Origin of the sequence: Nitrospirillum karajorum, from assembly GCF_036348415.1 — a bacterium.
GTDB classification, from domain to species: domain Bacteria; phylum Pseudomonadota; class Alphaproteobacteria; order Azospirillales; family Azospirillaceae; genus Nitrospirillum; species Nitrospirillum amazonense_B.
In genome coordinates this window covers 1,172,210-1,192,156 of record NZ_JAZBQB010000003.1, presented here as the reverse complement: position 1 = coordinate 1,192,156, position 19,947 = coordinate 1,172,210, and the positions used below count along the sequence as shown (strand labels likewise).

Annotated in this window: 21 protein-coding genes and 1 pseudogene; 11 read left to right on the top strand and 11 right to left on the bottom strand. The window is 68.0% G+C overall.

All coding sequences use genetic code 11. From position 1 onward, the window contains the following. Window positions 1–3: 3 nt before the first annotated feature. From UCD39_RS19090 to UCD39_RS19045, 10 genes are all read right to left on the bottom strand, one after another. Complete coding sequence (locus tag UCD39_RS19090) at window positions 4–1,899, bottom strand: ABCB family ABC transporter ATP-binding protein/permease (RefSeq protein WP_330497423.1); 1,896 nt, start codon at window positions 1,897–1,899, stop codon at window positions 4–6. 85 nt (window positions 1,900–1,984) lie between these two features. Then, on the bottom strand, window positions 1,985–2,227 hold the full coding sequence (locus UCD39_RS19085; protein WP_145733012.1) for a hypothetical protein: 243 nt from the start codon (window positions 2,225–2,227) through the stop codon (window positions 1,985–1,987). Window positions 2,228–2,274: 47 nt separating this feature from the next. Beyond that, a complete protein-coding gene (locus UCD39_RS19080; RefSeq protein WP_330497422.1) occupies window positions 2,275–4,035 on the bottom strand; it encodes a sensor histidine kinase in 1,761 nt (586 codons plus the stop codon). A gap of 195 nt (window positions 4,036–4,230) precedes the next feature. After that, window positions 4,231–5,379 (bottom strand): hypothetical protein, encoded by a 1,149-nt coding sequence (locus tag UCD39_RS19075; RefSeq protein WP_330497421.1) that lies wholly within the window; start codon window positions 5,377–5,379, stop codon window positions 4,231–4,233. A gap of 169 nt (window positions 5,380–5,548) precedes the next feature. After that, entirely contained in the window at window positions 5,549–6,433 is an 885-nt protein-coding gene (locus tag UCD39_RS19070; RefSeq protein ID WP_330497420.1) for a TIGR01459 family HAD-type hydrolase, read from the bottom strand. A gap of 12 nt (window positions 6,434–6,445) precedes the next feature. Then, window positions 6,446–7,327: an EAL domain-containing protein gene (locus tag UCD39_RS19065; RefSeq protein WP_330497419.1), complete on the bottom strand. Its 882-nt coding sequence runs from the start codon at window positions 7,325–7,327 to the stop codon at window positions 6,446–6,448. Then, on the bottom strand, window positions 7,255–7,695 hold the full coding sequence (locus UCD39_RS19060) for a hypothetical protein (RefSeq protein WP_330497418.1): 441 nt from the start codon (window positions 7,693–7,695) through the stop codon (window positions 7,255–7,257). The genes UCD39_RS19065 and UCD39_RS19060 overlap by 73 nt, the downstream gene beginning before the upstream one ends. Further along, a complete protein-coding gene (locus UCD39_RS19055) occupies window positions 7,692–8,039 on the bottom strand; it encodes a hypothetical protein (protein WP_330497417.1) in 348 nt (115 codons plus the stop codon). The genes UCD39_RS19060 and UCD39_RS19055 overlap by 4 nt, the downstream gene beginning before the upstream one ends. A 40-nt stretch (window positions 8,040–8,079) precedes the next feature. Further along, window positions 8,080–9,162 (bottom strand): quinone-dependent dihydroorotate dehydrogenase, encoded by a 1,083-nt coding sequence (locus UCD39_RS19050; protein ID WP_330497416.1) that lies wholly within the window; start codon window positions 9,160–9,162, stop codon window positions 8,080–8,082. Beyond that, the gene (locus tag UCD39_RS19045; protein WP_330497415.1) at window positions 9,162–9,533 is read right to left on the bottom strand and encodes a DUF952 domain-containing protein; all 372 of its coding nucleotides are present in this window, start codon (window positions 9,531–9,533) and stop codon (window positions 9,162–9,164) included. Before UCD39_RS19045 ends, UCD39_RS19050 begins: the two co-directional genes overlap by 1 nt. Window positions 9,534–9,874: 341 nt before the next feature. Between UCD39_RS19045 and UCD39_RS19040 the strand changes: the two genes are divergently transcribed. Then, window positions 9,875–10,081 (top strand): hypothetical protein, encoded by a 207-nt coding sequence (locus UCD39_RS19040; protein ID WP_145733001.1) that lies wholly within the window; start codon window positions 9,875–9,877, stop codon window positions 10,079–10,081. Window positions 10,082–10,254: 173 nt separating this feature from the next. On the opposite strand, the pseudogene UCD39_RS19035 reads toward UCD39_RS19040, so the two are convergent. Beyond that, window positions 10,255–13,112 (bottom strand): annotated as a pseudogene (locus tag UCD39_RS19035) (ATP-dependent DNA helicase); the annotation flags it as partial. Window positions 13,113–13,382: 270 nt separating this feature from the next. Between UCD39_RS19035 and UCD39_RS19030 the strand changes: the two are divergent. The 10 genes from UCD39_RS19030 (at window position 13,383) to UCD39_RS18990 (ending at window position 19,890) form a co-directional block, all read left to right on the top strand. Continuing rightward, the gene (locus UCD39_RS19030) at window positions 13,383–13,685 is read left to right on the top strand and encodes a hypothetical protein (RefSeq protein ID WP_330497414.1); all 303 of its coding nucleotides are present in this window, start codon (window positions 13,383–13,385) and stop codon (window positions 13,683–13,685) included. A 211-nt stretch (window positions 13,686–13,896) separates the two neighbouring features. Continuing rightward, a complete protein-coding gene (locus tag UCD39_RS19025) occupies window positions 13,897–15,219 on the top strand; it encodes a hypothetical protein (RefSeq protein ID WP_330497413.1) in 1,323 nt (440 codons plus the stop codon). A 26-nt stretch (window positions 15,220–15,245) separates the two neighbouring features. After that, window positions 15,246–15,641 carry a hypothetical protein gene (locus UCD39_RS19020; RefSeq protein WP_330497412.1) on the top strand — a complete coding sequence of 132 codons (396 nt, stop codon included), beginning with the start codon at window positions 15,246–15,248 and terminating at the stop codon, window positions 15,639–15,641. Window positions 15,642–15,697: 56 nt separating this feature from the next. After that, window positions 15,698–15,832, top strand: coding sequence for a hypothetical protein (locus UCD39_RS19015; RefSeq protein WP_330497411.1), 135 nt, complete (start codon window positions 15,698–15,700; stop codon window positions 15,830–15,832). A 140-nt stretch (window positions 15,833–15,972) separates the two neighbouring features. Then, the gene (locus UCD39_RS19010) at window positions 15,973–16,203 is read left to right on the top strand and encodes a hypothetical protein (protein ID WP_330497410.1); all 231 of its coding nucleotides are present in this window, start codon (window positions 15,973–15,975) and stop codon (window positions 16,201–16,203) included. A 364-nt stretch (window positions 16,204–16,567) separates the two neighbouring features. Continuing rightward, on the top strand, window positions 16,568–17,290 hold the full coding sequence (gene mtgA / locus UCD39_RS19005) for a monofunctional biosynthetic peptidoglycan transglycosylase (RefSeq protein ID WP_330497409.1): 723 nt from the start codon (window positions 16,568–16,570) through the stop codon (window positions 17,288–17,290). A gap of 168 nt (window positions 17,291–17,458) precedes the next feature. Beyond that, a complete protein-coding gene (locus tag UCD39_RS19000; protein ID WP_145732992.1) occupies window positions 17,459–17,824 on the top strand; it encodes a FeoA family protein in 366 nt (121 codons plus the stop codon). After that, a complete protein-coding gene (feoB, locus tag UCD39_RS18995; RefSeq protein ID WP_442943672.1) occupies window positions 17,821–19,503 on the top strand; it encodes a ferrous iron transport protein B in 1,683 nt (560 codons plus the stop codon). Before UCD39_RS19000 ends, feoB begins: the two co-directional genes overlap by 4 nt. Continuing rightward, window positions 19,500–19,727, top strand: coding sequence for a hypothetical protein (locus tag UCD39_RS28565; protein WP_442943671.1), 228 nt, complete (start codon window positions 19,500–19,502; stop codon window positions 19,725–19,727). The genes feoB and UCD39_RS28565 overlap by 4 nt, the downstream gene beginning before the upstream one ends. A gap of 10 nt (window positions 19,728–19,737) precedes the next feature. Beyond that, window positions 19,738–19,890: a hypothetical protein gene (locus tag UCD39_RS18990; RefSeq protein WP_186455802.1), complete on the top strand. Its 153-nt coding sequence runs from the start codon at window positions 19,738–19,740 to the stop codon at window positions 19,888–19,890. Window positions 19,891–19,947: the final 57 nt, after the last annotated feature.

Sequence of the window (19,947 nt, the reverse complement as noted above, 5' to 3'; positions counted from 1 at the left end):
CCATCACCCCATGACAGGTTCGGCGGTAGCGGCGCCCACAGCATCCTCCGGCACCGGGTCCGCCGTTTGCTGCCGCGCCCACAGCTCGGCATAGGCGCCGCCCAGGGCCAGCAGGTCGGCGTGGCGGCCGCGTTCGCGCACCCGGCCCTCCTCCAGCACGATGATCTCGTCCGCCTCCACCACGGTGGACAGGCGATGGGCGATGACCAGGGTGGTGCGGCCGCGGCTGACCTCGCGCAGGTTGCGCTGGATTTCGCGTTCGGTATGGGTGTCGAGGGCGCTGGTCGCCTCGTCGAACATCAGGATGGGCGGGTCCTTCAGGATGGTGCGGGCGATAGCCACGCGCTGCTTCTCGCCGCCTGACAGTTTCAGGCCACGTTCGCCCACCATGGTTTCCCAGCCGTCGGGCAACCCGGCGATAAAGCCGTCGATGTGGGCCAGGACCGCCGCGTGCTCCACCTCCGCCTGGGTGGCGCTGGTGCGGCCATAGGCGACGTTGTAGCGGATGGTGTCGTTGAACAGCACCGTGTCCTGCGGGACGATGCCGATGGCGGCGCGCAGGCTGGCCTGGGTGACCTGGGATATATCCTGCCCGTCGATCAGGATGCGGCCGCCGTTGGCGTCGTAGAAGCGGAACAGCAGGCGCGACAGGGTGGATTTGCCGGCACCGCTGGGGCCCACGATGGCCACGGTGCGGCCGGCGGGCACGGTGAAGCTGACGCCCTTCAGGATGGGGCGGCGCGGGTCATAGCCGAAGGACACGTCCTCGAACCGCACCTCGCCGCCGCTGACGGCCAGGGGTCGGGCGCCGGGGGCGTCCGCCACCTCGCGGTCCACGGCCAGCAGGACGAACATCTTCTCCATGTCGATCAGGGCTTCCTTCACCCCGCGATAGACGAAGCCGAAGATGTTCAGCGGCTGGTACAGCTGCAGCAGGTAGGTGTTGACCAGCACGAAATCGCCCAGGGTCAGGGTGCCGGACTGGATGCCGCCGGCCGCCATCCACATGACGGCCACCAGGCCCGAGGCGATGATGAAGCTCTGCCCGACGTTCAGCACCGATAGCGAGGTCTGGGTGCGCACCGCCGCCTGCTCATAGACCTTCAGCGCGCGGTCGTAGCGCTGCGCCTCATGCTCCTCATTGCCGAAGTACTTCACCGTCTCATAGTTCAGCAGGGTGTCGATGGCGCGGGCACTGGCCTTGGTATCGCTGTCCACCATCTGGCGGCGGATGCGGGTACGCCAGTTGGAGACGATGACGGTGAAGGCGATGTAGCCCGCCACCGCCGTGAAGGTGACGAGGGCGAACCAGATATTGAACAGGCGCCACAGGATGCCGGTGACCAGCAGGATTTCCAGCACCGTGGGCAGGATGTTGAACAGGGCGGTGGACAGCAGGGTCTCGATGGCCTTGGTGCCACGCTCGATGGAGCGGGACAGGCCGCCCGTCTGCCGTTCCAGGTGGAAGCGCAGCGACAGGCCATGCAGGTGGCGGAACACGGTCAGCGCCGCCTTGCGCATGGCGCGCTGGGCCACCCGCTCGAACACGCTGTCGCGCAATTCGCCAAAGGCCAGGGACAGCACGCGGGCCAGGCCATAGGACAGGATGGCCAGCACCGGCACCACGGCGGCGTTGGCCTTGATGCCCTCGCCCAGCTGGTCCACCGCGTGCTTGTAGAACACCGGGATGGTGACGCTGGCCGCCTTGGCGCCCAGCAGCAGCAGCATGGAGATGACCACCCGGCCGCGCGTGCCCCAGTCACCGGCCGGCCAGATGTAGGGCAGCAGCGTGGCCAGCGCCTTGGCCTCCCCCATCTGCGGGCGGGTGGGGCGGGGCTCCGGCGCGCCGGGGATGGGCGCGGGATTCGCGGTTGGGGCGGTGGCGGTTGTCTGGGTCATCAGGTCTAGATGGGGCGGTGGGATGGACAGCGACAGGGGCGGATGTGTGTCAGGGCGGGGGACGGCCATGCTCCGCGGCGGGGCCTCAGCGGCGGTCGTTCAGCAATTGGCGGATGGCTTCGGCCAGCAGGCGGTAGGCGCGGTCGTCGCCCTTGTCGGCGGCGGCGGCGGCCTTGTCCGCCTGGGCACGGAAGCGGGCATAGCCCTGGTCGCGCCGCAGGCTGTCACGGGCGCCGGCCGCCAGCACCGCATCCAGGCTGGAGGGTAGCTCCCCATCCGGGGGCGGTGTCTTGGATGGTTTGGCTGTTTTAGCTTTGAAGGGGGGCATTGGGATGTGCCCTTTCGCGGGAACCGTGTGGACCCATCATGCCCTGATCAGGGCGATATCGCCAGCGACGGGCCCGGCGGCACCTGGCGGTCGGGCGGGAAGACGACGGTGACGCGAGTGCCCCCGTCTGCGGGGCATTCGACGTGCAGGGTGCCGCCGTGCAGGTCCATCAGCCGGCGGACGATGAACAGGCCCAAGCCGCTGCCGCCATGGCGCCGCCGCAGCGAGGGTTCGGCCTGCAGGAAGGGCTGGGTGCCCAGGTTTTCCAGCACATAGCGGGAGATGCCGGGGCCGGTGTCGGTGACCGACAGGGCCAAGCCATCGCTCCGGATCTCCCCCGCCACCGTCACCCGCCCGCCGTCGGGCGTGAACTTCACCGCGTTGCCCACCAGGTTCAGCAGCACCTGACGCAGGGCGGTGGGATCCAGCATGGCGTGCAGCCCCTCGGTGCCGGGGGCCACGGTGATGTCCAGATGGCGCTGAAGGTTGCCCGCCTGGATTTGACGCACGGCCACCGCGACTTCCGCCGCGATGTCCACCACCTTGTCCTCCAGCTCGAACCGGCCGGCCTCCATGCGGGCCACGTCCAGGATGTCGTTCACCAGTTCCAGCAGATGCAGGCCGCTGACCCGGATGTCCTCGGCATAGTCGGCATAGCGCGGGTCGCCCACCGGGCCGTAGGTCTGCTGGGTGATCAGCTCGCTGAAGCCGATGATGGCGTTGAGGGGGGTGCGCAACTCATGGCTCATGCTGGCCAGGAAGGCCGTCTTGCTGCGGCTGGCCATTTCCGCGTCGTGCCGCGCCCGGGCCAGTTGGCCTTCCGTTTCCTTGCGCGCGGTGATGTCCATCAGCGATCCCAGAAGCCGGATTGGCCGGCTGGGGTCTTCGGCCAGCGCGGCCGCGGGCCAGACGCCCTGGCCGCGCACATGGAACCACCGGGTCACGCCATCCGCGCAGACCATGGGAAGCTCCAGGTCGAAAGGGCGGCGCAAGCGCAGGGCGCCACGCACATGGGCAAAGGCCCGTGCCCGCTCCGCCCTGGGGATCATGCCCAGCACGCGTCGTGGGGCGACCGCTCCCGTCGGCAGGCGCAGCAGGGTCAGGGCCTGGCCGGACAGATGCAGGCTGCCGTCGCCCAAGTGCCAGTCCCAGATGCCGACGGCGGAGCCGGCGGTGGCCAGCTCATACCGTTCCTTTTCCTGGCGTACCCCCTCCGCCGCCAAATGTTGGGCCGTCAGGTCCAGGGCCATGCCGACATAGCCCATCCGCTCCCCCTCGCGGGCGGTGACCGGCACCGCCTCGCACAGGACCCAGACGACGCGGCCATCATGCCGGCGGATGCGGAATTCCTCGGCGAAGCGTTCGCCGGCCTGGGTCGCGGCCAGCCAGCGGGACTGCGCCCGTTTGTGGTCCTCGGGATGGATCAGCCACCATTCCCAGCTGCCCCCCGGGTCCAGTTCCGCCGGCAGGCCGGAAATTTCGCGCAGGCGGGGGTTGCGGTAGGTGATCTGGCCATCGGCATCGACATGGAAGATGCCGACGGGGGCCATCTCCGCCAGGGCGCTGTACCGCGCCTCGCTAAGGGCGAGGTCGCGCGTCTTGCGCGCATCGACCGCCAGGGCGCGCAGCAACACCCGGTGCAGCAGCAGGGCCGTCACCAGGACGAAGCCCACACCTTTGACCGGCGCCAGCCAGGCGGCGTGGGCGCGGCCCAGCACCGTCTCCAGGAAAATGTCGGACCCTAAGACCCACACCCCGCCGAACACGGCGTAGCCCAGGCAAATCCGTGTCGCCGCCCCCAACCGCACCCCGTGTCCGTCCTTTTCGCCTGGCCGTCCGCCCTCTCGGCCGCACCCCCTCGAAAGATCAGGGGTCAGGTCGGCTGGCTTCTACCAACGGGCATACTGTAGGCACGGGCTACGGTCCCGTGCAATCTGTGGAAAAGCGGGCGGCGGAAAAGGGGGCGGCAGGATAGTCGGAATGGCTGAGCAGGCGGCGGCGGGTCACTCCCCACCCAGCACCACCTCGCCATTGCCGGACTTGCCAATCCGGGGGGTGCCGGTGTGCTTGGCCACCGTGATGGTGCCGCCGCCGCCCATGAACAGGTTGGGGTCCTTGGCGGTGCCGTCGAAGGTGAAGTCGCCCTGGCCCAGGACGGCGACCTTCAGGGCGCTGGCGTTGCCATCGTTGATGTGCACATCGCCCTTGCCGTTGATGACCGTCTCGATCACGCCGTCCACGCGGTCGGCGGAGACATCGCCATTGCCGTAGATGGCCAGGCGCAAGGTCTTGTCGACGGTGCCCAGCGATACGTCGGCCTGGCCCATCACCCGGATCTCCGCGTCGGCGGCGTGGCCCACATGCAGGTCACCACGGCCCGCGATGATGAATTTCAGCGATTCCGCCACATCGTCGACGCTGAGGTCGGCGCTTTCGACGATGTTGGCCTGCAGCGACTTGACCTTCTTCAGCGTCACCTGGGCCTTGCGCACGTCCAGCACGACGTCGCCGTCCAGGTCGCCATCCACGGACAACTCCCCGGACAATCCGGCGGCCACCAGCTTGGTCTTGGCGGGAACGGTGATGGTCAGCTCCGTCGACCGGCCGCTGCCCGACACCTGCAGGGCGCCATCCTCCGCCGCGGCGCGCACGGCCCCGCCGCTGGCCGAAATGGCGATGGTGGTGGCGCTGCTGGACGGGTGGATGATGGTGTTGCCGGCCAGGTTGGACAGGTTCACCACCTGCTGCGCCGGAAACTCCTGGCTGCTTTCGCTCAAGGCGCGGGCGTCCCGGGCGGCGGCCCGCGCGGCCATCGCTGCGGCCTTGGCCTGCTGCTTGATGGACTCGACGTCCAGGCCCTTCATCGCCTCTTCCACGTCGCGGCGGATCTGGTCGGCGTCGGCCCGGCTGATGGGGGCGGCCGCCGGTGCCGGCGACGCGGGAGATATGGGCGGGATCGGTGGGATCGGCGGGATGGGGGGAATGGGCGGAATGCCGCCATCCATCTTCACGATCTTGACCGAGTGGGACGGGCTGTGGCTGCCGAACAGCATGAAGCCCAGCGAGCCGACGGCCACCAGGGCGGCGATGACGCCACCGGCGGGAATGCCCGGCGTCAGGCGCGGACGGGAGGGGAGGGCACTGGTTTCCATGGGACGCACCCTGCGCGACATCGTAGAACTCCCCCGACTATTGGCCACTTGGTCCCACCCTGTCCGCAACGTTTGCCTAAGCGTTACACTTTTAACCCGGCTGTTACACGCCCGCCAGAGGTGGTGAACCAAGGGGGGCACGCCGGGAGGAGCATGCCAGCGGGGGCGGTCACCAGCCCAGACGGTTCATGGCGCCGCTGATGGTCAGGCCCGCCCGGGCGGCGATCTCCGCCAGCCGGTCCAGGTCGGGCAGGTCGGCCAGCGGGTCGGCGACGCCCAGTTCCTCGCGGTGGATGCCGCCGGTGATCAGCAGGCCGTCGATGCCGGCGGCGTTGGCGCCGGCCATGTCGGTGCGCAGGCTGTCCCCCACCGCCAGGATGCGCTGGCGTGGAATATCACCCAAAAGGTCGAAGCAGCGGGCGTAGACCCCGGGATAAGGCTTGCCGTGCTGGCGCACGTCGCCGCCCAGTTCCTCATAACGCCGCGCCAGCTCCCCGGCGCAAATCACCAGTTGCGGCCCGACATGCACCACCAGGTCCGGGTTGGCGCAGACCATGGGCAGCTTCAGCGCGGCGCAGGCCGCCAGGATGGGCTCGTAATCCGCCAGCGACTCGCTGAAATCGACGATGCCGGTGTTGAGGACGAAGTCCGCGTCCTCCGGCCGGTCGACCTTGATACGGCCGGGCAGGTCGAGATAGACGCCGGCGTCCCGGTCGGGGCCGATGTGCAACAGCGTCGGCCCCAGGGCGGCGTGCCAGGCGTCCGGCGGGTCGCGCAAGGCGTCGTGCGTGGCCTCGCCCGAGGTCAGCAGCGCATCGTAATGGTCCGGCGTCAGGCCCATCTCCGTCAGCCGGTCGGCGGCGGCGTCCACGCGGCGCGGGGCGTTGGACAGCAGGCAGACGCGCTTGCCCCGGGCGCGCAGGGTCTTCAGGCACTCCGGCACCCCCGGATAGGGGGCGATGCCGTCATGCACCACCCCCCACAAATCCAGGATGAATCCGTCGTAACGGTCCGCCAGGTGCGACAGGCCGGTGTGCAGGGGAATGGCGGTCATAGGGCTCTAATCTCAGGATGGCAGGCGGCGGGCCATGCGCGGCTCGCCGAACAGGTAGCCCTGGCCGAAATCGATGAACAGATCCAAAAGGTCCAGCAACTGCTGGTCGGTTTCGATCTTTTCCACGATCAGGTCGATGTTGTTCCGGTCCAATTGGCGTTTCAGCAGGGTCACCTTGTCGGGGTTGGCGAAGCGGCCGTCCGGGTCCAGCAGGCGGGCGGCATCCAATTTGACGAAGCGGATCTCATGCGCCGCCAACTGGTCCCAATCGACGTCGAAGCGGTCGACCTGGTCCATGGAAAAGCGGAAGCCCAGGCTGCGCAGCCCGTCCAGGAAGCCGGTGGCGAAAACATCGCCCTGCATCAGGTCGGCCTGGCTGAGTTCGAAGATGATCTTCTGCACCAGGTTGGGGTGCTGCCCCATGAACTGCACGAACTCCTGCATGAAGGTGCCGTCGTTCAGCGTGGCGGCGGAGATGTTGCAGAAGAAGCCCACGTTCTGGTGGCGCTTCTCCGTCTCGCGCAGCAACTGGACGCAGCGGAACAGCAGCAGGTTGTCGATGGGCGCCATCAGCTTGTGACGCGCGGCCACACCCAGGTAACGGTCCGGCGTCAGGTAACTGCCGTCCTCCAGCCGGATGCGGGAGAAGACCTCGTAAAAGCGATGCTTGCGCTGCGGCAGGCTGACGATGGGCTGCAGGAAGATGTCCACCCGGTCCGACCGCAACGCCTCTCGGATGCCGTTCATCACGGCGCTGTCGTTCTCCGCCGCCGGTTCCTGCCCCGGCAGGGGACCGTAGGCGGAACCCAGGGTGGGCGTGGCTAGGGTGGACGTCGTGGGCGCGCGCGGGGCCGCCGGAGTGTTCGCCAGGCTTGTCGCCGCACTGATGGGCACCGGCGCTTGCGGCGGGACGGTCCCCCCGCCGGCATCTGGTCGGCCAGGGTGCGTAGCATGCGGGCGTCGCTGACCACGGCGGCCACGGCGCCGCCGGCCTCGGCGCTGGGACGCACCAGCCGGTCCAGGGCCGCCAGCACGTCACGCTGCCGGTCCAGCAGGCGGTCCAGCCGGTCTTCCAGCCGCTCCGCCTGTTCCATGCGGGCGTAGAACTCATGCAGCAGGCCACCGAAGACGAAGACCACCAGGCCCAGCAGCAGGCCGTAGGAACGGTCCACCCCCACGCCGGCCAGCGGCAGGGCCAGGGCGACGGCCACCGCCACGGCGACATAGCAGGCGGCGAAGATGATATGGCGCAGCACCGTCATCGCGCCGTCCCCGGTTTACCCGGAAGCCGGCTGTCCGGCTCGTCGCCGTCCCCCATCTGGTTGACTTGGTTGTAAAGCTTCTGCAGATAGGCGAAGTCCGCAGCGAACAGGTCTTCGATCACCTTAGTGTTGATCATGTCCAGCGTGCCCAGGCGCACCACCACCCGCGACAGGACGATGATGGTGAGATAGCTGGGATTGGCCTGCACCCGGTGGTCCTTCAGCGGCAGGATCTCGTCCCCGGCGGTGGCCAGGCGCATGACGCCGTTCCGGTGCAGGGTGCCGTCGCCGTCGCGATAGCCGATGGGCAGGGTGAATTCGAATTCCGTGCTGATGACCGACATGTCCCCTCCCAAATTCGCCCGGCGCTCCCGGTCCTTGCCGTCAGGCCGCCGGTGCCGGTGTGTGATCCGCCCCCACGGCTTCGTTGATGCTGGTGAAGCCGTCGCGGCGCAGCAGGGCGGCCAAGTCGCGCTTGATGGCGGTCACCAGGCCCGGACCCTGGTAGATCAGGGCGGAGTATACCTGCACCAGGCTGGCGCCGGCGCGGATCTTGGCATAGGCCTGCGCGCCGGAGCCCACGCCGCCCACGCCCACCAGGGGCAGCTTGCCCCCCGTCAGGCGGTAGAAATCGCGCAGCACGGCCGTCGACTTGTCGAACAGCGGTTGGCCGCTCAGGCCCCCCGCCTCCGCCCGGTGCGCCGGGCTCAGGCTGTCCGGCCGGTCCAGGGTGGTGTTCGACACGATCAGGCCGTCGATGCCGCTGGCCAGCGCCACCTCGGCCACGTCCAGCTTGTCATCCGCCGTCAGGTCTGGCGCCACCTTCAGCAGCAGGGGCGTGCGGTGGGCCCCTCGCGCTTCCAGACAGGCGGCCAGCAGGTCGGTCAGCGCCTGCCGCCCCTGCAGGGAGCGCAATCCGGGCGTGTTGGGGGAAGAGACGTTGACCACCAGGTAATCGGCCAGCGGCGCCAGGCGGCGGATGCCGATGGCATAGTCGCTGGCCGCATCCGCCGTGTCCTTGTTCTTGCCGACATTGGCTCCCAGGATGCCGGTGCGGCCCAGGCCGCGCCTGTCCTCCAGCCGCCGGGCGAAAGTCTCCAGCCCCTCATTGTTGAAGCCGAAGCGGTTGATGACGCCGTCGACCTCCACGGCGCGGAACAGGCGGGGCTTGGGGTTGCCCGGCTGTGGCCGGGGCGTCACGGTGCCGGCCTCCACCAGGCCGAAGCCCAGGGCCAGCATGGCGTCCGGCACCCGCGCATTCTTGTCGAAGCCGGCGCCCAGGCCCACGGGATTGGGGAAGTTCAGGCCGAAGACCGTCTGTGCCAGGGCCGGGTCGTCCGCGCCGCCGGCGCCGAACAGCCCAGGCGGCACGGCGCCAACCTTCAGCAGGTTGATGGTCAGGTCGTGCGCCCGCTCGGCATCCAAGGCGAACAGCAGCGGGCGGGCAAGGCGGTAGGCCAGGCTCATCAGGTCATCCCCCCCGTCTCACCGAGCAGGACATGGTCCGGGAAGACATGGCGTCCGTCCTCACCCAGGGGCAAGGGGTCGGCCCGCAGCACCGCGCTCACCGGCAGGCCGCCATATAAGTGGGGGAACAGCTGCCCCCCGCGTGAGGGTTCATACTTCAACGCATCGCCCAGGGGGGCTGGATCCACCGTCAGGATCAGCAGGCCGGTCTGGCCGGCGCGATGCTTGGCGGCGCTCTCCACGATCTGGGTGGCGGTGGAGAAATGGATGAAGCCGTCGGCCTGGTCCTGCGAGGACCCGGCATAGACACCGACGGCCAGGGCCGCCAGCCATTCATCCGCGCGGCACATATGGAAAATCACATCATTCATGCTGTCGTCCCCATCTTGGCGCCGACCCTAGAGCAGATCGCCCCAATGTGGAATCACCTTTGGACCTGAAATTGCTCGCCGACGGACCGGGCCGCATCGCCATTGCGGCCGGTAGCAGGTTGGGAAAATGTGTGAGTCGCAAATTGAGAAGAACGGCGCAGGTGTCGTCGCAAAATGATAATGCCGTGAGGGGGAAATTTTGTGACGGCCGGCGCGACGCAAACGGAAAGCCGCCTGATGCCTACGGAAAGCACCGGCGTCGCTGTTGCGCTCAACCTTGGATCGTCGTGGCACCGCTCTTGCGTGTGGTAGGGGCACACGCAATCGAGGGGAACGGAACCATGAGCCTGCTGGACGCGCCGCATCGTGATGAAACCCTGAGCGCCGGCTTTCTGACGCTGGGCGCCTCTTTGGCGGGCGCCCCCACCACCCATACCCAGGCCCCCCTGAAGCCCACCACCGAAATGCTGGCGGCCGGCGCCCGCGCCGGTGGCGTCAGTGTCGCCACCGCCTGGGCCATCTACACGTCTATGCTCAAGTCAGCTTGAGGCCGACGGGGATGCTCAAGTCGGCCTGACGCCAAGCGATCAGCCTGGATTCAGTCCAAGTCGAAGCCGTGCAGGTGGAAAGGCTCGTCGCCCCACGGGTCATCGTGCGGCGACGCCGGTTTGGGCGCGGCCGGCAGCGATAGCGGCGGCAGGGCGATGTCCGGGGCTTGCCCCGGCACACGCAGGAACTCGCGCGTGATGCGCACGGCCTCGGCCAGGCCCACGCGTTGCGGCTCGACCCCGCCGGGGAAGGCGCCTTTCAGGCGGCTGGGCATCATCGGGTCCAGCAGGACGAACACGCCCGTATCGTCCGCCCGCCGCACCAGCCGGCCGAATGCTTGGCGCAGCCGCAGCCGGGTGATCATGTCGTCGTAATGCCGCCGGCGGGCGGTGCGGTCGAAATAATCGCGCCGCGCCTTGTGCAGGATGTCGGGCCGGGGCCAGGGCACGCGGTCGAAGACGATCAGGCGCAGGGACCGGCCGGGTACGTCCACGCCGTCGCGCACAGCGTCGGTGCCTAGCAGGCAGGCGTTGTCCTCCCCCCGAAAGATGTCCACCAGCGTGGCCACGTCCAGCCCGTCCAGGTGCTGGGACAGCAGCGGCAGGCCCGCGGCCTCCAGCGGCGCGCCGATGCGCTCATGCACCGCGCGCAGGCGCTGCACCGCCGTGAACAGGCCGATGGCGCCCCCGCCGGACGCCAGGAACAGCTCGCGATAGGCGGCGGCCACCTGGGCCAGGTCGTCCTTGCGCACGTCGTTGACGATCAGCACCCGCGTCTGGTTGGCGTAGTCGAAGGGGGACGGCACCTGGGCGCGCAGGGCGGGGCGGGGCAGGTGGACCGCGCCGGTGCGTACCTGGGCCGCCTGCCAGTCCGCCTCCACATCGCCCGTGCCGTCCGTCAGGGTGGCGGATGTCATGACCAAGCCGTGGGCCTGCGCGCCCAGGATCTGGGCCAGGGGCCAGGTCGGGTCCACCCAGTGGCGGTACATGCCCACGTCCAGGTCGCGCCCGTCCTGCCGCTCCACCCCGAACCAGTCGACGTAGCGGTTGGGCGTCTCCTCGGCCAAGGCCGCCAGCATCTGGCGCCAGCCGCCGATCTCGTTGGCCGACCGGCGCTTCAGGCTCCGGGCGATGGCGTCGATGCGCCGGCGCGTGTCGCTCTCCAGCTCATCCGACTCGTCGTCCAGCCGCTCGCGCAGCCGGTCGGCCAGCGCCTCCAGCGGGGCGGACAGCTCACCCAGGGCGGCGGACAGGGCCTGCGCCGCCTCCAGCACCCCGTCCACCAGGGGCTGGACCTCCACCTCCAGGCTGTAGGGATTGTCGGGCCCGTGGGCGCGGGCATAGACCTGGGCGCGCACCTGGGCCAGGAAGGCCTCCGTCGGGCCCACGGGCTCCCCCCGCCCACGCGCTGCGGCCAGGCCTCACCCGGCAGGGTGCGGGCGGCGCGGGCGATCTCATCCAGCAGGCGGTTGGCGTGGTCATCGCCGCCGATCAGATCCTCCACCCGGCGGCGCAGGCCGCGCGCCCGGCTGCGCCCGCCGCTCTCGGCGCCCAGCAGCCAGCGGCGCAGCTCCGCCGTCTCGAACCCCGTCAGGTGGCCGGCGAAGGCGTTGTCGGCGGCGTCGAAGACATGGTGGCCCTCATCGAAGACATAGCGGGTGGGGATATAGGCGTCGTCCCCACCGCCCAGCGCCGCCTGGATCATGACCAGGGCGTGGTTGGCGATGACGATGTCGGCCCGCCTGGCCCGGCGCACGCTCTTCTCGATGAAGCACTTGGTGTAGTGGCTGCAGGCGCTGTAGACGCATTCGCCCCGCCGGTCGGCCAGCGCCAGGGTGCGGCCCTTGCCCAGCAGGTCGACCAGCCAGCCGGGGAAGTCGCCGCCCTGCATGTCGCCGTCGCGGGTGGCGGCCGCCCAGCGCGCCATCAGGCCGATGGCCACGGCGTACTGCGGGTTGGCGGTGGCGACGCCGGCCGCCTCCTCCAGGTTCAGCAGGCACAGGTAATTCTCCCGCCCCTTGCGGATCACGACCTTACGCGCCTTGGTGGCCGGGTCGCGGTGCAGGCGGTCCATCTCCTTGTCGATCTGGTGCTGCAACTGGCGGGTGTAGGTGGAAATCCAGACGGGGCCCTTGTTTTTCTCCGCCCACACCGTGGCCGGCGCCAGGTAGCCCAAGGTCTTGCCCACGCCCGTGCCCGCCTCCGCCAGCACCATATTGGGCTCGCCCTCCATATCGCGGGGGGTGAAGGCGGTGGAGACGGCGCTGGCATAGTCCGACTGCTGCGGCCGGGGCTCCGCCTGCTGACCGTTCATCACCAGGTCGGCCAGGCGGCGGCGGGCCTCGGCCGGCTCCACCGGCAGATGGCCGGGCGGCGGCTCCGGCGCCTCCGCCTGCCATTCCTTCATGCCGGCCCACACCTGATAGGCGCGGATGGCGCCGCCCCGCCAGCGTGACTTTTCCGGGCCCGCCGGCGCCCCCAGGGCCGCCAGCACCAGGGGCGACCACAGCCAGGTGCCCACTTGGCCCCCGCCCTCTTGGCCCTCCCCGCCCATGGCCCAGGCTAGCCCGATGGGGTCGGAGCGCTGGTCGTCGATAGGGCCCATCAGCTCGCGCAGCAGCGCCTCCGCGGCGCGCGCCAGGGTCAGGGCCTCACCCTCCGCGTCCGCCGGGTGGGGCAGGCCCAGGGCCTGGGCCAAACCGCGCGGCGTGGGTAGGCAGAAGGTGGCCGGCCGCACGAAGGCGTACAGCTCCAACAGGTCATAGCCCTGGATCAGCTTGTCGGTGCCCAGTCGCCGGGCGGTGGCGCGGGCATGGCACAGCAGGTGCGGCTTGGCGAGGGCGCGGCGCACCGCCTCCCCCTTCTCGATCACCTCCACCTCGCCATCGGGGCTCAGCCAGACGGCCTGGCGGGCGCCCGGCACCAGGGCCGGCGCGTCGGGCACCAGCAGGCGGCGGGGCCCGGTCGGGGCTGACACCAGGCTGGGCGGCGGCGGCTTGCCGCCAGGCGAGGGAGGGGAGGGCTCGGTCATGACGGGCGGAGTATAGACGGCGATTCGTGGCATTTCATGAACAAAAGCGGTACGTCCCGACCACAGCGATCAACGGCCTCCGGCGCGACCGGGGTAGCCCGTCTTTCGACGGAACCAATCCCACCGGCCGCCGTTCCCCATCCCAGGCCCAAACCAGGTTGCTCATCCTGAGCGGCCCCGGAGCGGCAACCCCGGAGCGGCAACCCCGGAGCGGCAACCCCGGAGCGATTGACATCAAGGCCCGTTGCAGAGGCCGGATCGGAGGAAATCATGGACCAAGGTGTGGTGAAGTCCCTGGCTGGGGATCTGGAAGGAATGTTGCGGCGCTGCGTGGCCACCAGCCCTGAGGCGGCGGCGCTGTTGCGGGACCTGCGGCCCATCCTGGATGACGCCAAGGCGGGCCGCGTGTTGGCCCCCATGGCGGACATACCGGGCGACTGGTTCTTCATGGAGGGCGGGTTGCGCCGCAACCGCCCCTTGGCCGAAGCCTATGCCCGGTTCAAGCGGCAGGTGACCGATGCTGACAATCCCGCCTTCCGCCGGGCCAAGGATCGCATACCCCACTACGCCTGAATCCGGGGCCTGAGCCCGGGGCCTGAGGCGTCGTCCCGCACGAAAGCGATAGCGGCCCCTTGGCTTGGCGGGCAGGGGCCGGGCTGTCGGGATATGCCCCTTTACCGCGCAGGTGTTCCCCCTAATTCAACGCTGGGCGCCAGACGGGTGCGCGAGGCGGCGGAGGGGGATGGTGCCGGACAGTCGTCTCTTCGGTGCGGGCGACCGGTCCATGGCGGACTGGATCGACGCCGACATACCCGATGGACGCTTGCTGATCGGCCCCACCCGCGGCGTGCCGCCCTATATGCGGCGCTATTCCCTTGTCAGCACCACGCTGGGCCCGGTGTGGCAGGACCTGCGGCTGATCCGCTATCTGCGAAGCCTGGATGAGGTCGGCCGCCTGCGCCTGCGCCGGTTGGTGGAGGGCGTGGACTTCCGCGTCAGCGACGCCGCGCTCGTCGATCGCACCTTGCATGACTTGGCGGCGGGCACGCTCAGCGCCTTCCTCATCCCCCATGTGGCGGCCCCGCTTTTGCCGCCGCCCGTGGACCCGCCCCGGCACGACCCGGGGGACGAGGACCCGCCGGGCCAGCCTGCGCAATGGTCGGTGACCGACCGCGTCGTCGCCACGCTGCGCCGCTGCGTGCCCCTGCTGCCGCGCGAGATGCAGCAGGCGGCCAAAAGCCTGTTCACGCGCGAGACGCTGTACTGGCTGGCCGGCTTCCTGGTGGTTTGGGCTGGTGGACACCTGGCGGGCTATGGCGAGGCCATCGACGGTGTCCTGCTGCTCGTGGGCTACGCCATGGTGGGCTGGTCGGTGTTCGAGGGTTTGAATGATCTTGGCCACGGCGTCGTCCTGGCCACCACCGCCAAGACCCCGCACGATTTGGACGAAGCCGCCAAGCGCACCGCCGCCGGCCTCACCATCCTGACCATCAACGCCCTCATCGCCCTGATCGCCAAGGTCAAGCCGGCGTCGGGCGGCAAGCGCCCGGTGGTCGAGGAACCGCCACCCCCACCGGCCGACCCGCCGCTGCCGCCGAGGAAGGTGGCGGAGCCGGTTAAAACGGAAGTGCTGCCCCCGCCGCTGAAGCCGCTGCCGAAGCCGCCCGATGTCAAGGCACTCGCCTATAAGCCGACCTCCGGCGTGTTGCTGCAGACGAAGCCAGGGCAGACGACCACAATTCTGGGCTCCTACACCAACGATATGAAGTCGATCGTCGGCGAGCTTGGGAACGTGAAGAGCACGGATCTTGGTCCGCGCATGGATGGTTTTAACGTCTTAAACGTTCCGGATGAGCTGTATAAATCTCCCCAGCAGTTCTGGAGCGAATACAATGAACCATGGCTCAAAAACGCCATTGATCGTGGCGACAATTTCCTCATGGCCACGAAGCCGGCGTTTGATGTGACGGATATAAGGACCGGGGCTAGCGTTCTGGCCCGCCCCAATCCCATCACCGGGCAAATGGAGCTCAGTGGGTTTGGTCGTGAGTATTTAACGATGCGCCGTGCCGGTTATATTTATAAAGATGGGGTGATGGTAAAATGAATTCGAATTTTAGCCTAGAGAATATCGTGATACAGGAGATGGGTGATATAATTTCCGCTTACAAACTAACAATCTATGCCGTCAGTGACAGAGAGATTTTGCTGAAGTCGCGCGAATATGCGATAGACGTGATCGCGGATAGAGACGGTGTTAGTCTTGTATATTTTGACAAGAGGGAAAAATATATCAAGGGATACAATATATTTCGATTCCTGGTGGATAAGCGCCGAAATCAACTCGATTTAGCGAAAAATCAACCACCGACACACAGCTACGCGGAGTTTATTGAACTTCAGACCCGGAGCCTGGCGAACCATCTGCGAAAAGCGGCGCAGGACATTTTGAGCGGATCCACGGAATGGATTAAGGCGTACTCCTGGCCAGCTCTGCCGCCAGCGAGCGAGATCGCCCCCTTTATCTGATAGGGAAAGCCAAAGCCGGTTAGCTCAATAATTGTAAAGGAAGTGGGCAGGATGGCATGGATCAGGAGCGCCTCAAGCAATCTGCCCTCCAATTGGAGGAGATGTCGCGCCGCCACGCGACGATCGACGCGGAAGCGAAACGGTTTGCCGGTGCGATCGCGGCCGTGATCGTCGACGTGAAGGCGAAATAGGATTCAGGCGCTACTCGATCATATATCTGGGGACTATTTTTTCGATAAAGGCACTCCGGGAAAATACCTGCCTGAAGCGGTTATAGATCCCGTGACGCCCGGAAACTACAACGTGAAACCGCTGTTTTGAGGAGAAAATAATGCGTAAGGTAATTTACGACGATGGCGGGATCGCTATTATTAATAGTGATGGAAAGTTATATATTAGATACGATGTGGGTGCGCATCAAATAAAGATTAGGGAGGATGAGATATCTGAAGATGAAGCCAATCTGGCAATGGCTGGAACCGCCGAGGCGACACGTGTGTTGTGCGCTTTGCAAAGACGTTTGCAGCTTTCTGGTATTGATCCTTATGTATCAAATGTATAAATCCAGATATTAATGTAATAATTTATGTTTTTCTGGTTGGAATTTTCTGCATATTTGAAATGGTAAGGGTCTCTTGACAACGAGCTGGCTTCCCGGCCAACGCGCTCACGGCCCAACATCACCGCGATATCGTGGATCGCCTGACAACAACCCTACGGGCGCCTCGATGGGGCAGATCACGGACAGGCTGTGCGAAAGCGCGGCCCCATCGCCCCAGCATCTGCGGCAGGATGGCGGCGGTCTTGAACGCCGTTTCCCCGCCATGCAGCAAGGGGGGATTCCCCCCGGTGCCAGGTTGGCATTTCCCGGAAAATGGAACAGCGTGTAGCCCATGGATGGACCCTCCCACGAGAAAGCAGGCGCGATGAAGGCTGGCGTCGGCCATCAGCGGGACCGGCGCCCTTCACTGCGCCGCGCCCTCCGCTGGGCGCAGGCGGGACTGCTCGCGGCGGTGGTGCTCAGCCTGGGATGGGTCTGCCTCTACGCCGTGGTCGATCCGCCGGGCACGCCCCTGATGCTCATCCGCCGGATGCAGGGCGTGCCCACCCAGGGCTGGACGCCCGTACCCCTGGATCGCATCGCCCCGGCCCTGCAACGCGCCGTCATCGGCGCGGAGGACAGCCGCTTCTGTAGCCACCATGGCGTGGACTGGGAGGCGGTGGACGCCGCCATGGACGAGGATGAGGAAGGCCATAAGCTGCGCGGCGCCAGCACCATCAGCCAGCAGACGGCCAAGAACGCCTTCCTCTGGCCTGGCCGCACCTGGCTGCGCAAGGGGGTGGAGTTCGGTTTCACCGAGCTGATCGAGCTGGTGTGGGGCAAGCGCCGCATCCTGGAGATGTATCTGAACATCGTGGAATGGGGCGACGGCCTCTATGGGGCGGAGGCCGCGTCCCGCGCCTATTTCGGCGTGCCGGCCGCCGCCCTGTCGCCGTCCCAGGCGGCGGCGCTGGCCGCCGTGCTGCCCAGCCCGCGCAAATGGAACGCGCGCCACCCCGGCCCCTACGTCGCCCGCCGCATCGGCATCCTGGAACAGCGCGCCGCCCTGGTCGCCCGCGACGGCCTGGACGCCTGTCTCAGGCGGTGAGGACCATGCCCTGTGCGACGCCCCGACGCGCGTCCACGTCCCTTGTGCTGAGCCGTGAGAATAACTATTAATTTCCAGGACGCCCCGGCCGATCCTCCGGTCGATCCTTTGGTCGATTCTGGGGCGGCCCCTTTCAAGGGCCCCTCACCGGGCCTGAGGCATGGACGAATGCACATTTCCCCCCGCCCCGCCGACCTTCCCGCCGGGCCCGACCATGAGACCGTTCCCGCCGACGCCCGGCCCCTGAGCCGCGCCGCCAAGGGCGAGGTGGGGCGGGTGGTCCGCGTCGGCCTGAACGGCGCCCTGCACGACAGCCTGGACCCCGATGAGCTGGAGCGCCGGTTGCTGGAAATCGGCTTTGTCGAGGGCGCGCGGGTGGAAATCCTGCACGAAGGCCTGTTCGGCCGCGACCCCATCGCGGTGAAGGTGGATGACATGCGCGTGGCCCTGCGCCGCCGCGAGGCCGAGGCCATCCTGGTCACCCGTTGGCAGCCAGCCTCCCTGCATGCCGTCGCCGAAGACCGCCGGTCATGAACGCCGTCACCCCCGTTCTCCAAACCGGCGCGCCGCGCATGGCGCTGGTCGGCAACCCGAATTGCGGCAAGACCGCGCTGTTCAACGCCCTGACCGGCAGCCGGCAGAAGGTCGCCAACTACGCCGGCGTGACGGTGGAGCGCAAGGAAGGCAGCTTCACCACGCCGGAGGGGCGGCGCGTCCAGGTGCTGGACCTGCCCGGCACCTATTCCTTACGCGCCCGCAGCCCGGATGAGGAGGTGACGCGCGACGTCGTGCTGGGCCGCTTCAAGGGCGAGGCGGAACCCGACCTGCTGGTCTGCGTGGCCGACGCCACCAACCTGCGCCTGGTCTTGCGCCTGGTGTTGGAACTGAAGCAGGTGGGTCGGCCGCTGCTGCTGGCCCTCAACATGTTCGACATCGCCAAGCATCGCGGCATCGAGATCGACGTGGACCGCCTGGCGGCCGAACTGGGCGTGCCGGTGGTGCCTACCGTGGCGGTGCGCAAGGCCGGCACGGTCGACCTGCTGAAGCATATCGACGCCCAGGTCGTCGACCTGGCCCTGGCCGCGGCCCAGGGGGTGAGTCAGGGGGCGAACACCTGGCACGAGCCCTCGGCCGAGGAGGTGCGCGCCACCCACCGCGAGGCCGACCGCATCATCAAGCTGGCGGTGCGTCCGCCGACCAAACCCGACACCTGGACCACCCGGCTGGACGCCGTGCTGCTGAACCCGGTGGCGGGGCTGCTGATCCTGCTGACCGTGCTGTTCTTCATGTTCCAGGCGGTTTTCACCTGGGCGCAGCCGGCCATGGACGGCATCAAGGCCGGTTTCGACGCCCTGGCCGCCTGGGTCAACGGCGCCATGCCGGACGGCATCCTGCGCAGCCTGATCACCGACGGCATCATCGCCGGCGTGGGCAGCATCGTCGTCTTCCTGCCGCAGATCGTCATTCTGTTCACCTTCATCATCCTGCTGGAAGACTTCGGCTACATGCCGCGCGCGGCCTTCCTGATGGACAAGATCATGGGCGGGGCGGGCCTGCACGGCCGCGCCTTCATCCCGCTGCTGTCCAGCTTCGCCTGCGCCATTCCCGGCATCATGGCCACGCGCGTCATCGACAACCGTCGCGACCGGCTGGCCACCATCATGGTGGCGCCGCTGATGACCTGTTCCGCCCGCATCCCCGTCTACACCCTGATCATCTCCGCCTTCGTGCCGGACCGGCCGGTGGCGGGCGTGTTCGCGCTGCAGGGGCTGGTGATGTTCGGCCTCTACGCCGCCGGCATCCTCAGCGCGCTGCTGGTGGCCTTCGTCATGCGGCGCCTGGTGTGGCGCGGCACGGTGGAGCCCTTCCTGATGGAGTTGCCGGCCTACAAGGTGCCGGACGCCAAGAACGTGGTGATGAGCGTGTGGACGCGGGCCAAGGCCTTCCTGCAACGGGCCGGCACCACCATCCTCAGCATCATGATCCTGATCTGGTTCCTCAGCTCCTTCCCCGGCGCGCCGGAGGGGGCGACCGAACCCGCCATCGACTACAGCATCGCCGGCATGATCGGCCATTGGCTGCAGCCCCTGGTGGCCCCCATCGGCTTCAACTGGCAGATGACCGTGGCGCTGATCCCCGGCATGGCCGCGCGTGAGGTGGCGGTGGCGGCCCTCGGCACCGTCTACGCCGTGGGCGGGGGGAGGAGAACGTGACCGCCCTGATGGACACGCTGGGCCACAGCTGGTCCCTGGCGACGGCGCTGTCCTTCCTGGCCTGGTACATCTTCGCGCCGCAGTGCGCCTCCACCCTGGGGGTCGTGCGGCGGGAAACCAACTCGCTGAAATGGCCGGTCATCATGTTCGTCTACATGCTGACGCTGGCCTACCTGGCGTCGCTGGCCACCTACCACGTCGCCGCCAGCCTGGGCTGGGCGTAAGGAGGACACCATGATTCAGCAAGCGATCGTGGGGGTAATCGTGGTGGCGGCGCTGGCTTGGGTCCTGCGTCCCACCCTCCGGCGCGCCCTCCGCCGCCGCCAGGTCGCGGCCGGCAAGGCGCCGGGCCCCTGCGGCTCCGACAGCTGCAACTGCGGCAGCTGAAGCGCATCCCCAACCGGCCCCAATCAGGAGCGCAGGGGGCTGGCGACGCCAGCCCTA